The 12950-nt window shown below is 73.2% G+C and carries 10 protein-coding genes; 6 read left to right on the top strand and 4 right to left on the bottom strand.

Annotation, left to right across the window (positions count from 1 at the left end; translation table 11 throughout):
- Nucleotides 1–251: 251 nt before the first annotated feature.
- Entirely contained in the window at nt 252–2594 is a 2343-nt protein-coding gene (locus tag ACFC8N_RS31690) for a Tat pathway signal sequence domain protein (RefSeq protein ID WP_376291763.1), read from the top strand.
- Nucleotides 2595–2930: 336 nt separating this feature from the next.
- Here ACFC8N_RS31690 and ACFC8N_RS31685 read toward each other — a convergent pair whose 3' ends face one another.
- Nucleotides 2931–3506 (bottom strand): TetR family transcriptional regulator, encoded by a 576-nt coding sequence (locus tag ACFC8N_RS31685; protein WP_356033375.1) that lies wholly within the window; start codon nt 3504–3506, stop codon nt 2931–2933.
- Between the two features lie 84 nt (nt 3507–3590).
- Between ACFC8N_RS31685 and ACFC8N_RS31680 the strand changes: the two genes are divergently transcribed.
- Together ACFC8N_RS31680 and ACFC8N_RS31675 are read left to right on the top strand one after the other, a co-directional pair.
- Nucleotides 3591–4514: an SDR family oxidoreductase gene (locus tag ACFC8N_RS31680; protein ID WP_356033372.1), complete on the top strand. Its 924-nt coding sequence runs from the start codon at nt 3591–3593 to the stop codon at nt 4512–4514.
- A 175-nt stretch (nt 4515–4689) separates the two neighbouring features.
- Nucleotides 4690–5235, top strand: coding sequence for a BTAD domain-containing putative transcriptional regulator (locus ACFC8N_RS31675; RefSeq protein ID WP_376292013.1), 546 nt, complete (start codon nt 4690–4692; stop codon nt 5233–5235).
- Here ACFC8N_RS31675 and ACFC8N_RS31670 read toward each other — a convergent pair.
- Nucleotides 5169–5924, bottom strand: a complete 756-nt coding sequence (locus ACFC8N_RS31670; RefSeq protein WP_356033370.1) for a TioE family transcriptional regulator — start codon at nt 5922–5924, stop codon at nt 5169–5171. The genes ACFC8N_RS31675 and ACFC8N_RS31670 overlap by 67 nt on opposite strands.
- 125 nt (nt 5925–6049) lie before the next feature.
- Here ACFC8N_RS31670 and ACFC8N_RS31665 point away from each other — a divergent pair, with 125 nt between their 5' ends.
- Both ACFC8N_RS31665 and ACFC8N_RS31660 read left to right on the top strand, forming a co-directional pair.
- Nucleotides 6050–7207, top strand: coding sequence for an erythromycin esterase family protein (locus ACFC8N_RS31665; protein WP_376291758.1), 1158 nt, complete (start codon nt 6050–6052; stop codon nt 7205–7207).
- Nucleotides 7208–7235: 28 nt separating this feature from the next.
- Nucleotides 7236–7634, top strand: coding sequence for an ACT domain-containing protein (locus ACFC8N_RS31660; RefSeq protein ID WP_356033365.1), 399 nt, complete (start codon nt 7236–7238; stop codon nt 7632–7634).
- Nucleotides 7635–7658: 24 nt separating this feature from the next.
- Here ACFC8N_RS31660 and ACFC8N_RS31655 read toward each other — a convergent pair whose 3' ends face one another.
- The gene (locus ACFC8N_RS31655) at nt 7659–10838 is read right to left on the bottom strand and encodes a lanthionine synthetase LanC family protein (RefSeq protein WP_376291755.1); all 3180 of its coding nucleotides are present in this window, start codon (nt 10836–10838) and stop codon (nt 7659–7661) included.
- A gap of 1 nt (nt 10839) precedes the next feature.
- Nucleotides 10840–11724, bottom strand: a complete 885-nt coding sequence (locus tag ACFC8N_RS31650; RefSeq protein WP_376291752.1) for a thiopeptide-type bacteriocin biosynthesis protein — start codon at nt 11722–11724, stop codon at nt 10840–10842.
- A 356-nt stretch (nt 11725–12080) separates the two neighbouring features.
- On the opposite strand from ACFC8N_RS31650, the gene ACFC8N_RS31645 reads away from it, so the two are divergent.
- A complete protein-coding gene (locus tag ACFC8N_RS31645) occupies nt 12081–12794 on the top strand; it encodes a DUF2993 domain-containing protein (RefSeq protein ID WP_376291750.1) in 714 nt (237 codons plus the stop codon).
- The last annotated feature ends 156 nt before the right edge of the window (nt 12795–12950 follow it).

Below are 12950 nucleotides of genomic sequence, written 5' to 3'. Positions count from 1 at the left end.
CGTACCGGTCCTCCATAGATCGTTATGCGACCGTCAAGCTGTGGTGTCCCCAAATGCCCTGGTCTACAGGGGAGTTCAGCGGAGATGCCGGGGCGCGACCGACACACGGACCGCACTTCCGCACAACCCGACGTAGACATCGGAGGTATCTCGGAGTAATCCCCGCCGGAGTTATTGACAGGTGCACGCGGCATCCCTACGTTCCGCGATACACCCGATGTCTTGATGTTCCGTCAGGTTGGAGAGCTCCGATGACCTCGCAGCCGGAGAAGCACCCGCCGGTCCGCCGCAGATCCGTGCTCGGCACCGCACTCGGCGGTGCGGCGGTGGCGGCACTGCCCGCAACCGCCCACGCCGGAGAGCCGGTCCAGTCCGTAGAGCCGGTTCAGCCGGCCGAGTCGGGACAGCCGGCGGGCGCCGGGCGTCCCTGGCGGCTGCGCGACACCATGACCACCGACGGCTCGTGGCAGCGCTTCCTGCGCGGCCAGGACTTGGTGTGGAGCAGGCTGCCGGCCCTGTGGCACGAGGGGCCGTTCCTCGGGGACGGGCTGCTCGGCAGCATGGTCTACCAGGAGCCCGGCGCCAACAGCATCCGCTTCACCGTGCAGCACGGCCGTGTCCAGGACCATCGGCCCGAGTTCGGCAGCGGCTGGGGCACATGCCGGCTGCCGGTCGGGCACCTGACGCTCGATCCGGTCGGCACCATCACCGCCGTCGACTGGCGCCTGAGCCTGTACGACGCCGAGCTGACGGGCACCGTCACGACGTCCGCCGGAACGCTCACCCTCTCCGCCCTCGTCCACGACGAGGTCCTGGCCGCCCGCGTCACGGCCTCCGGCGGCGAGCGGGTCGTGTGGACCTTCCACCCCGAGGAGGCGATCAGTCCCCGGAAGATCCAGGAGGCCCCGCCCTCCGGCTACAGCGCCAACCCGGCCTGGACCACCCGCACCACCCCCGACGGCACCGAGCAGGTCCTCCAGCCCCTGACCGGCGGCGGCCAGACCGCCACCGCGTACCGGCGCACCGGCGACGACCTCCTGCTCAGCGTCGGACACAGCTTCCCCTCCGGCTCGGCCGCCGAGGCCGACTCGCTGCGCCATCTGCGCCGGGCCTCCTCGTACGGAGTGCTCCGGCGCCGGCACACCGGCTGGTGGCACGCGTTCTACCGGAAGAGCTTCGTGTCGTTCCCCGACCAGCGGCTCCAGAGTTTCCACTGGATCCAGCTCTACAAGGCCGCCTCCGCGAGCCGCGCGGGCGGTCCCGTGATGGCCACTTCCGGCCCCTGGCTGGAGCCCACCCCGTGGCCCGCGGTGTGGTGGAACCTCAACGTCCAGCTGGAGTACTGGCTCATCCAGGGCTTCAACCACCCGGAACTCGACTCGCTCGCCACCACACTGCGGCAGAACCAGGAGCAGCTCGCCGCGAACGTGCCCGCCGCCTACCGCGCGGACAGCTCCGGCATCGGCCGCAGCTCCGACATGTTCGCGAACCGGGAGGTGGGGCAGCCGGGCACCGGCGCCGAGACCGGCGACCTCACCTGGGCACTGCACAACGTGTGGCTGTCGTACCGGCACTCCATGGACACGTCCCTGCTGCGCGACACGATCTACCCGGTGCTGCGCCGGGCGATCAGCTACTACCTGCACTTCCTCGCACCGGGCAGCGACGGCAGGCTGCACCTGCCGAGCACCCTCTCCCCCGAATACCCCGTCGTGCCGCCGCAGGACACCAACTACGACCTGGCCCTGATCCGCTGGGGCTGTCAGACCCTGATCGACTCGGCCCGACTGCTCGGCGTCAAGGACGAGTTGATCCCGCGCTGGCAAGAGGTGCTCACGCGGCTCACGCCGTACCCGGTCGACGACAACGGCTTCATGATCGGCGCCGGCACCCCGTACGCCCAGTCCCACCGGCACTACTCGCACCTGCTGATGGTGTACCCGCTCCACCTCGTCAACTGGGACCAGCCCGAGAACCGTGACCTGATCACCAAGTCCGTGGTGCGCTGGCATGCGCTGACCGGCGCCCACCGAGGCTACAGCTACACCGGTGCCGCCTCGATGTACGCGACGACCGGCGACGGCGACACCGCGATCGCGTATCTGCGGAAGTTCTTCGACCCCACCACCCGCTACCCCTGCCGGGCCAACACGCACTACACCGAGGCGGGTCCGGTCATCGAGACACCGCTGTCCGCCTCGCAGTCCCTGCACGACATGTTCTGCCAGAGCTGGGGCGGCACGGTCCGTGTCTTCCCGGCGGTTCCGTCCGCCTGGGCGGACGTGACCCTGCACAACTTCCGTACGCAGGGCGCCTTCCTGGTCAGCGCCGTCCGCACAGCCGGGGTCACCCGGTTCATCCGGGTCCGGAGCCTGGCGGGCGAGCCGCTGCGGCTCCGGCACGGCCTGAGCGGGACCGTCACCGCGGTGCTGCAGGACGGCACCCCGGCCCCCACCCGGGACCTCGGCGACGGCACCCTCGCCATCGACCTGCCCAAGGACCACGAGGTGCTCGTCCACTCCGGCTCCCGACCCGACCTCGTCATCGCACCCGTCGCCGTCAGCGAGCCGGGTGCGGCGTGGGGCCTGCCGTAGCCCCTGCCACCCGAGGGGGCCCGGCCGGTCATGTGTGACCCGTCGCCGAGGCGGCGCACACACACCCCGCACGGATATCTCCGGACGACACCTCCGCATTCGACCTGCCGCCGCACACGAGCGCGTGGCTCGGCGGCCACCGGGCCGAGAACGAGGGCCCGTTCGGCCCGTCGGGCCGCTCGCGACACCCTGGCGGGCCACGGCACCGGCGACCTGGACCGTCACGGGATCCACCGTCACCGGCGGCCTCGCGCCCGATGCCACCGCCCTGCCCAGGCATTTCACCGACCCGAGCGAGGACTCCGACCCCAGGCGAGCGCGTAGCCGTCTAGCCGTCTAGCTGTCTAGCCGTCCGAGGGCTACTGCCCTCAGTTCGTCCAGCGACTCCCGGGTCAGTTCCGCCAAGGAGCACATCTCACCCGCCGCGATCCAGCGTTCGAAGGCGACCTTGAAGACGGCGACGCCCGCCTCGGCGGCCAGGCTCGCGGTCGGCTCGGCCACGCCACGGCGCCGCAACGTGTCCGCGAGGGCGGCCGACAGGGAGGCGAGCTTGATCAGCTCGCGCTCGTGGAGCTCGGCGTTCCCCATGATCACCGCCTGCCGTCGGCACGCGAACTCGCGCCGGTCGGTGAACAACTCGGCCGTGGCGTACAGCCCCCGCGCCACCGCGTCGAGCGGAGCTGCGGACCCCGGGGCGTCCGCGACGGCGGTCACGAACAGGTTCTCCAGTTCGACGGCGCCGGCGAACAGCACCTCGCGCTTGTCGGCGTAGTGCCGGAAGAACGTCCGCTCCGTGAGCCCGGCCCGCTTGGCGATCTCCGCCACGGTGGTCTGCTCGTACCCGCGCTCGCCGTACAGCTCCAGTGCTGCCTTCGCAAGGCGTCCGCGCGCGTCCGGCTCCCATCTACCCATGGGCCGCATCCTACGTGATGACAGTGCCTGACATCGGGTGTACCGTCTATGACAGTCACTGACATCGACTCTTTGGGGCTTCCCATGCGCATCTTCGTGACCGGCGCCTCCGGCTGGATCGGATCCGCCGTCGTTCCCGAACTTCTCGACGCCGGACACCAGGTCGTCGGCCTCGCCCGCTCCGACGCCTCCGCCGCCGCGCTCGTCGAGGCCGGGGCCGAGGTCGTCCGCGGCACCGTCGACGACCTCGACGTCCTGCGGGAGGCGGCCGCCGCCTCCGACGGGGTGATCCACCTCGCCTTCAAGCACGACATCGCCTTCTCCGGCGGCTTCCAGGACGCCGCCGAGGCCGACCGCCGCGCCGTCGACACCTTCGCCGAGGCCCTCGCCGGCACCGACCGCCCCTTCGTCCTCGCCTCCGGCGTGGCCGGTCTCAAGCCGGGCGTGACGGCGACCGAGCAGGACATGCCGACGCTCGACGGCTCGCCGATGTCGGTCCGCGCGGCGACCTCCCTGGCGACGCTCGACCTCGCCTCACGCGGCATCCGCTCGTCCGTGGTGCGGCTGTCTCCGACCTGCCACGGCGACGGGGACAACGGATTCATGGCGTTCCTGGTCGCCCTCGCCCGCGAGAAGGGCGTCTCCGGCTACGTCGGCGACGGCGCCAACCGCTGGCCGGCCGTCCACCGCCTCGACGCCGCCCGGCTGTTCCGCCTCGCGGTCGAGAAGGCGCCCGCCCGCTCGGTCCTGCACGGTGCGGCCGAGGAGGGTGTCGCCATCCGCGACGTCGCCGAGGTGATCGGCCGCCACCTCGACGTGCCGGTGACCTCCGTGGACCCGAAGGACGCGCCCGCGCACTTCGGCTGGCTCAGTGGCTTCATCGGACACGACGCCCCGACGTCCAGCGTCCTCACCCGTGAGCTGCTGGGCTGGGAACCGACCCGCCCCGGCCTCCTCGACGACCTCGACCAGGGCCACTACTTCACCACCCCGGCCACCTCCGAGTGACCAGCCGCCCACCCCGCTGACCAGGCTCTCCCCCGGGCCCAGATCCTCACCTTCTGCCGTGAAGCGACCCGGGGGAGGCACGCAGACGGGGTTCCGGCTGCTCGGATCGGCAGCTGTGATCACCGAGCACGGTGATGTGCTGCCGGGACCGGCCAAGCGCCCCGGCCTGCTGGCCATGCCGCTCCTTCGAGGAACCGGTCGCCCTTTCCCGCGCCCAGCGCCAACCCGCCGACGCCGTACGGATGTTGCGGGACGCCCTGGCCTGCCAACAGGGCCCGCGCTGACCGGCGCCGTGCGCCGCCGGCCACTGGACGCCGCGGCCGGCGGCGTGGAGGACCTGCGCCTGGCCTCGGTGGAGGCCCTGGCCGAGGCGTACGGCCGGCCCGGCGAGCACGCCAAGGCCGCCGCCGTACTGCGCACGGAGGCCGTCGCACACCCCCTGCGCGAGTCCCCGGCCGCCGCGCTGATGCTGCCCCTCGGCCGGTCCGGACGCCAGTCCGACGCGATCGCTGGTACTACCGCACCCGGCGGCTGCTCGCCGAGGAACTCGGCGTGGACCCCGGCGCGACGCTCACGAAGGCGTACGCCACGCTGCTGCGCGCCGCCGAGCCCGCCCCACCCCGTCCGCGCAGGCACCGGTTCCCGAACTGCGGCTCAGCCGGTTAGCGGGCGGTGGCCCGGGAACGGCTGGGGTGCGGTGAGGTCGAGCAGGCCGATATAGGTGTCGAGGCGCGTGGCCGCGCGGAGCATGGCGAGGCCCTGTGCGGTGAGTTTGCGTTGCCAGTCCTCCAGGGAGGCGGCCAGCGCGTCCGTGCCGCCGGCGGTCCGGATCTGCCGGACCACCGTGGCGATGTGGTCCAGGAGATGACCGCCGCGGCGGAGCAGATGTGCCAGCTCGGCGTCGCGGATGTCGGCGGCGTCGAAGACGCGGTATCCGGTGGCCGGGTCACGGGCGGGGTTGAGGATGCCGGCCTCTTCCCAGCTGCGCACGGTCGCCGGAGTGACCCCGAGCCGATGCGCGAGCTCGCCGACAGTCCGGGTGCCGTGCGCCGGTGCGGGTGCCGGGGCGGTGCCGGACCCCGCCGTCAAGTGGTCCATGGCCGTGCGCACCGCGTCGAGGGTGTCCCGGTCACGCAGCAACCGGCTGTGCCCGCGGTCGATGACCGCCAGCGCCTCGTCGAGCGCGTCCCGGTGGAGCGCGTTCATGATCTGCCCGCCGGCCGCGTGGCCGTACGCCGGGACGAGCGCGAGGAAGGCACGGAGCGCGGCGGCGTGCAGCTCGGTGTAGACGCGGTAGCCGCTCGGTGTGCGCTGCGCGGGAGGGAGGTACCCGTCGCGCTCGTAGTTGCGGACCGCCTGGGTAGAGATGCCGTGCTCGCGGGCGAGATCAGTGGGTCGCAATGTCTTCACCGGTTGAGACTTTACGGGAGCATCAGGAGAGGGATCACGTGAGGATGCGCGGGATATCGCGGCAAAGACTACGCCGATATTCGCCAAAAGTCTCAATCGTTCTTTCAAGGATACGCTTGAGGCTCATGACCCAGGACATCCGAGACTTCGTCACCCCGTCGTGCGACCTGCTGGCGCTGGGTGAGCCCACCCACCAGGAGCCCGCCTTCGGCAGGGTGCGCAACGAGCTGTTCGCCCAGCTGGTCGGGCGCGGCTTCCGGTCCGTGGCCCTCGAGACCGACCGCGTGGCCGCGCTCACCGTGAACGACTACGTCCAGGGGGGAGCCGGCAGCCTGGACGCGGTGATGAACGACGGTTTCTCGCACGGTTGGGGAGCGTTGGCCCCGAACAGGCAGCTGGTCAGCTGGATGCGGGACCACAACCGGAACCGGCCGCCGGAGGAACGGCTGGTCTTCCACGGCTTCGACACTCCGTCGGAGACCTACAGCGCGCCCAGCCCGCGCCCGTACCTGGAACACGCCCGCGACTACCTGGACTTCGACGTCGACCTCACCGGCCTCGCCGGGGACGACGACCGGTGGAGCCGCGCGGAGGCGGTCCTGGACCCGGCCATGTCGCCCGGGGCCACGACGGAGGCCGAGAGGCTGCGACGCGTCGCGGACGACATGTTCGGCTCGCTCCGCACCCGCGCCCCCGAACTGATCGACGCCACCTCGCGCGAGCGGTGGATCCGGGCGAGGACCCATCTGACCGCCGGCCTCGGTCTGCTGCGCTACCACCGGCAGTCCGCGATCCAACCCGTCGACTCCAACCCCCGCCTCACCGCGCTGCTGGCCACCCGGGACGCCCTGATGGCCCAGAACCTGCTGGACATCCGGGACATCGAGGCCGCGCGGGGCGCCACCCTGGTGTTCGCGAGCAACCTCCATCTGCAGCGCAACCAGGCCGGCTGGCACCTGGGCGACGTGGGCGCGGACTGGTGGGGCGCCGGCGCGACCGTGGCGCGGCTGCTCGGCGACCGGTACCGCTTCGTCGCGGGCAGCCTCGGCCGCAGCAACGCCCTCGGCCTGGGCGACCCGGCGTCAGACACCTACGAGGCCGTCCTCCAGGCCCGCTTCCCCGACTGGGGCCTGACCGCGCCCGATACGCTCAGCACCGCCCGAACCCGCACCCGCACCGACACCGCCCCGCGGCAGGGCTACTTCCCTCTCGACCGGGCGACCCTCGACGCGGCCGACGCGATCCTGCACATCGGTGACGGCTCGGCCGCCGCACAGCCGTGACGCCCGACCGGGCCCGTACTGTGGGCCCATGACCAGCGAGACTGATCTGCGCAGCCTGCTCGGCGGCATGCGCCCGGAGCTGAATCCGGGCCGCTATGTCTTCACCATGGCGGAGGGCGATGTGCCCTCCGGGGTCACCCCGGTGGTGACGGTCGCCGAGCAGGAGGGCCTCACCCTCGTGGTGCCGCAGGCCGAGGCGGACGCGGCGGGGATGGCGTACGACTACGTGGCCGGGTGGATCACCCTGCGCGCGCACTCGGCGCTGGGCGCGATCGGCCTGACCGCGGCCGTCTCCCGCGCCCTGGCCGACGCGAACCTGAGCTGCAACGTCGTCTCCGCCTTCCACCACGATCACCTTTTCGTGCCGTACGAGCACGCCGAGCGGGCGGTCGAGGTGCTGCGGCGCCTGGCACACGAAACCTCCTGAGGGGCAAGGCCGTTCGCGAGGGCCTCAGCGCAGTCCGAGGCAGGGCAGCCAGGTCCGTGGCGCGCCGTGTGCCGCGGTGAGGAGGGCACACAGCGCGCCGGACGCCCCGCCGAGGAGTCCTCTGCTCTCCTGTCCGAGGGCGCTCAGCTCGGGCAGGCGCGCCAGCAGCCGGGCGAGCAGCCGCGCTTTCAGCTCGGCCGCCGCGGGCAGGTGTGCGTGGTGGTCGAAGGCGTCGGCCACGGCCAGCACACCCGCCGCGCCGTGGCAGAGCGCCAGGACGTCGGCCGGGCGGTCACCGAAGAGGTGGAAGGTCTCGTCGTAGCGTTCGGCGAGCGTGGTGAAGGCCTCGGCGGCCCAGGCGGCCGAGGCCGGATCGCCGAGCGCGTCCGCCGCGTCCCACAGGGCCCAGGACACCCCCGGTGTTCCGTAGCACCAGGCCTGGCGGGCGCGCGCTCCGGTGGGCGGTGGGCCGTCGAGTCCGGCACCGTCCCAGGTGCGGACGTAGCGGGCGTCGACGAAGGACTGCCGGGTCAGCCAGCGGGTCGCACGGCGCAACGCACGGGTCGGTCCGGGGCGCGGGCCCAGGTGGCGGACGGCGGCGGTGAGCGCGGCGACGACCCCGGCCGCGCCGTGCCCCATGCCGGTGTTGACGCGTCCGTCCAGCCAGCCGAGCCGCGGATGTCCGGCGTAGCCCGCCGTACGCAGACGCGGCAGTTCGTCGGCGTCGCACAGTGCCGCCACATGGTCGGCGAACGGTTCGAGCCCGGCCGGCTCCGGCTCGGTGCCGGCGCACAGCGCGAGCAGGATGCCGGACGGGCCGGTGATCACGTCGTAGTCGGGGAAGGAGACCTGCTCACGGCGCCAGCCACGCGCCGGCGCGATGCGGACCAGTTGGTCGCGCAGCCGGTCGGCGGCGACGTGCAGTCGAGGGTGCAGCCGGGCTCCCGTGCGCAGGCTCACCGATGTTCCGGCCAGCCCGCCGTCGTACAGCCCGCAATGGCCCGGCCCCTGCCCGGCGGTACGGGCCCACACGGCCACCGCCCGGCTCGCCGTCCCGGCACTCCCCGGCCCGCCGACATCGTGCAGCAGGGCGGCCAGCACCGGGATTCGTGCGGCCGAACCGGCCGGCCCCTGGTAGGGCGCCGGGTCGGGATCGCCGGTCCACCGGTCGGTGACGACGGGGCGCCGTACGGCGTTGGCAGCGCGCTCCGCGAGCGGGGGCACCAGGAGTTCGACGAAGCGCGCACCCGTCAGCCGTTCCACGCCGGTGAGAAAGGCCCGGTAGCCGTCCGGGCCGTCGTAGCTGCCGTACAGGGTGTGCAGGGCGGCGGCGAACCGGGCGTCCAGGATGCCCGCGGGCGAGGCCGTCTCCAGTACCGCGACCGGTCCGGGGCCGGGCAGGGGACGCAACAGGCAGTCCAGGGGCCAGGCCGGCAGCGCGGTCCGGGCCGGTGGTGCGCCGAGGGCGTCCAGCAGGGTGTCGTCCAGGTCGACCTGTTCCTCGCCGGTGTGGGCGGCCAGGTGGGCCAGCAGCCGGGCGTAGCCGGAACCGGCGGTTCGGGCGGGGTGCCAGCCGGCGTACCGGTGCGCGGTCCGGGGCGGGGACGGTGGGGCGGTGCCGTCCGGGAGGGTGCGGGCGAGGATCTCGCCGAGGGGGCGCGGCCGTTCGTCGAGCGCCGCCGTCTCGGGGAGCCGGACTCGCTCCCGCGGTGCCGGGAGCCGGTCCGCGTCGCGCAGCCAGGCCACGCGGGCGGCGATCGCCAGCCCCCACTGCACCCGCTCCGCGGCCTTTCGGGGCACGGCGGCCGAGACGGTGCGGTACGAGTCGATGAACCAGGTCTCGGCGTCACCGGCGCGCGCACCTGATGCGGGGCCGGCGTCCCTTGCGGGCCGGGCCGGCGGGCTGTGCTCCCCCGGCTCGGGCGCCTGTGCCGGCGCGGACGGGGATGCGGTGGGCGGGCCGTCGTCGGCCGGTACGGCGCCGGGGGCGGGCGGTCGGACCTGGTGCGGGTCGGCCCGGGCCGGCACGGGGCGCGGCAGGGTGTCGTGCGCGCGCACCGTCTCCGGGGACACCCATTCCGTGCTGCGGCGGCGTGGGGCCGCGCAGACCTGGAGGACGCCGAGTTCGACCAGGTGGGCGAGGAAGCCGCGCAGCACGGCCGGGCCCGGGTCGGCCGCCCGGATCGCCGCGGTACCGAGGAGCGTCGTCTCGATGTCCCCTAACTCCCTTGGCCCGTCGGCGAGTTGGCGGAGCACGGCGTCCAGCGGCCGGGTGCGCCGGAGTACGACCTGCCGCATCCTGTCGCGCCCGCCCGGGTCGATCACCCAGCAGCGCAGCACCCCCGTGCCGGTGTCCGCGCCGTCGCCCGGCGGGTCGAGGAAGTGCAGTGGTGCGGGGGCGAGGAAGGTCGCGGGGTCGGCCGCCCTGAGGTCCAGGCCGCCGAGCCGGCCCCGCAGCAGGTGCACGTTCTCCACGGCTTCGGCGGCCAGCGCGCCGAGCGCCGTGCCGGGCGGAATCAGCGGCGTCGCCCCGCCGTCGCCGGTCCCGGCGTCCCCGGTCGTCGGGGCGACCGGCAGCGGGACGACCTGGCCGGCCCATCCGCGCGGAGTCGTCTTCGCGGCCGCCCGCCCGAGGGCCCGCCACAGATACGCCCCGCGTTTGCGCAGCCGCTGCCCGTGCCACGACTCGCCCTCGGCCAGCCGCCGGACGACGTCCGCGCACACGCCGGGCGCCGCTTCGTCGAGGAACGCCCGCATGACCGGAGCGGCACACACCAGGGACCAGCCCAGCTCCCCGACCCGTGCGCGCTCGGCCGCGACCGCCCGCTCCAGCTCGCGCAGATCCTCGTCCGCCGACGCGGCGTCGCGGCACAGCCGGACGGCCTCCTCCGCGAGGTCGCCGGCGACGGCCAGGCCCTCCAGGAGCCGGCAGTCCGCCGGCCGAGGGGCGGCGCCGGAGTGCAGTCGGCGGCGCAGGGCCAGTACCGCGCGCCGGTCGGCGGCGGTCAGCTCGGGACGGGGTACGACGGTGTCGCCCAGCTCTGCGGCCAGTGCGCGGGCGCGACCGGCGCGCCGTTCGCCGTCGCGGGCGTGCTCGGTGAGCCGGGCGAACAGGTCCGGGCTGCCCGCCGCCGCCCAGGCCGCCAACGGCATCCCGGCCACTCTGAGCAGCGCCGTGCCGCCCGGCATCGGGGTGTCGCCCATCTCAGCGCCTCCCGTCGTCGGCGAGGGCGTGGGTCAGCAGGCTCTGCCGGGCGAGGGACAGCCGTCCGCGGTTCCAGTGGAAGATCACGTAGTAGGCCGCGGCGCGGCGTGGGCCGACGACGGCGCCGCCCGACTCGAAGTACGCCGTGCGCCATCGCTCGGCACCCCGGCGCAGAGCCTCCGCATGCGCCTCGACGGCCGCCCGTCGTGCGGCGGGCAACGGAGCGAGCAGCGTACGGGGACCGGCCTGCCAGGCGTCGCGGATGCCGGCGGCGGCCCGCTGGGCGTCCTCGTCCAGGCCGGTGCCCAGCCTGCGCCCGGTGTCGTCGCGCACCACCTCCCACACCCCTCGGTGCTCCCAGCCGACGATGCCGAGCCCGTCGAGGAGTTCGGCCAGCAGCGCCAGGGACAACCGCCAGTCCGCGAGCTCCCCTGTGCCGTCGCCGGTGTGGTGGTCGAGCCAGGCGAGGGAGTCCGCCGTGAACAGCTCGTGCACGAGCCGCATCGACGGCGGGCCGCCGAACAGGTACGTCTCCGGCTCGTACACCGCGCAGACCGGTGCCGCGGTCTGCCCGTAGAGCCCCTCGAAGCGGCGTAACAACTCCGTGCGCAGCAGGCCGTGTTCCGGTTCGCGGGCCTCGAACCGGACACGCAGACCGGGCGGCTTGTGCATGAAGAAGAAGGAGCGCACCGTGCCCGAGGCGATGAGGTCGCGGGCCGTGTCCGCGACGCAGCGGTACGTCGGCCGCCAGGCCGCGCGGCCGGGTGCGAGATTGACCTGGACCCAGCCCGTCTCGGGTACGGCGGCGCGGAGCGCGGACAGACCGGCCGTCAGAAACGTGCGGCGGGCCGCCGCGTAGGCGGGACCGTCGCCGATGTCAGGCACGGTACCCAGGGAAATGCCGCGTGCGTCCCGGAGACAATCGGCCAGCAAGTTTTCGACCTCCACTGTGCTCCTTCCCTCTGGCGACCGATGAGGGGCCGAGGTGAATATCCGCTCCCGCCCTTGGAATTCCGCAATGGCGCCCGCCTGAAAAACAGACGGCAATTCTTCATATGATCAATGGGGTTGCGCCTGGTGCACGAAAAGCGCGCGATGTGCCACGGGCGCACTCCGCGCGCCGATGCGGAGGGGCACGGCCGAGTTATCCACAGGGCTGTCGTGCGAGACGCCATGTCGTGCATGATCGGCTTCTGCGCTGATCTGTGCGGCACAAGGCCGAGACAACGGGTGGGGTCGGTATGCGACGTCGATGGGTAAGAGTCCTGGCGATCACGGTCGTCGTACTGGCCGTGCTGCTCACGGTCGCCGACCGGGTGTCCGTGCACTACGCGGACAAGGAGGCCGCGCGCCTCGTCAAGCAGAAGTACGGCTACGCCAACTCCACCGACAGCCACGTGGACGTCTCCATCGAGGGTTTCCCGTTCCTGACGCAGGTGCTCGGCCAGAACTTCGGCCATGTCAGACTCACGGCCGGGCAGTTCACCGTCGACACCACGAGCAACGCCCAGGGCGGCTACCTGCACGTGAAGGAGTTCGATCTCGACCTGCGCGGTGTGACGGTGACATCGCTGACAGCCCGCAGCGCCGAGGCGAACCTCGCCACCGGCACCCTGAAGCTCTCCTACGACGAACTCTCCGGCGTGGTGACGAGGTTGGCGGGCAGCGGCGGCCCCCTGCGCGTCTCCCAGGCCCCCGGCTCGGCGGAGCAGGCGGCGAAGGTCAGGATCACGGGCACAGCCGGCGGACAGCACGTGGACGGCACGGGCACGCTGCTCGCCCAGGGCAACGAGCTCACCCTGACCATTCCTGGTGTCCAGCGGCCGGCGCCCGTCTGGCGGGTCGACCTCCCGGAAGGCGTCGGCTTCACCGCGGCCCGCGCGACCGCGGACGGCGTCGACATCAGCATGGTCGGCCACCAGGTGACGCTGGGCAGATCACGCTTCGAGAGATGAGTGTGCCGCTGCCGTCATGACCCGCGAGGCGGAGCCGGTCGAGGTGCGGCGGCGGGTGCGGGTGCTCGCACCATGGTTTTGAAGGGGGGACTGCCGGTCCGGGCCCGGCACAGGTGAACCCGCCCGTCCGTCGGCGCCGGGCGGACGGAGGGGCGG

Source organism: Streptomyces sp. NPDC055966 (assembly GCF_042269865.1).
Lineage (GTDB): Bacteria > Actinomycetota > Actinomycetes > Streptomycetales > Streptomycetaceae > Streptomyces.
The sequence above is the reverse complement of the archived record's forward strand: the minus strand, read 5'-3'. Positions and strand labels throughout refer to the sequence as shown.

What these genes read in the sequence shown, in the direction of transcription:
- ACFC8N_RS31675 (WP_376292013.1), top strand. Translation starts at nt 4,690, where the DNA reads ATGCCGCTCCTTCGAGGAACCGGTCGCCCTTTCCCGCGCCCAGCGCCA.
- ACFC8N_RS31680 (WP_356033372.1), top strand. Translation starts at nt 3,591, where the DNA reads ATGCGCATCTTCGTGACCGGCGCCTCCGGCTGGATCGGATCCGCCGTC.
- ACFC8N_RS31645 (WP_376291750.1), top strand. Translation starts at nt 12,081, where the DNA reads ATGCGACGTCGATGGGTAAGAGTCCTGGCGATCACGGTCGTCGTACTG.
- ACFC8N_RS31690 (WP_376291763.1), top strand. Translation starts at nt 252, where the DNA reads ATGACCTCGCAGCCGGAGAAGCACCCGCCGGTCCGCCGCAGATCCGTG.
- ACFC8N_RS31685 (WP_356033375.1), bottom strand. Translation starts at nt 3,506, where the DNA reads ATGGGTAGATGGGAGCCGGACGCGCGCGGACGCCTTGCGAAGGCAGCA.
- ACFC8N_RS31665 (WP_376291758.1), top strand. Translation starts at nt 6,050, where the DNA reads ATGACCCAGGACATCCGAGACTTCGTCACCCCGTCGTGCGACCTGCTG.
- ACFC8N_RS31660 (WP_356033365.1), top strand. Translation starts at nt 7,236, where the DNA reads ATGACCAGCGAGACTGATCTGCGCAGCCTGCTCGGCGGCATGCGCCCG.
- ACFC8N_RS31655 (WP_376291755.1), bottom strand. Translation starts at nt 10,838, where the DNA reads ATGGGCGACACCCCGATGCCGGGCGGCACGGCGCTGCTCAGAGTGGCC.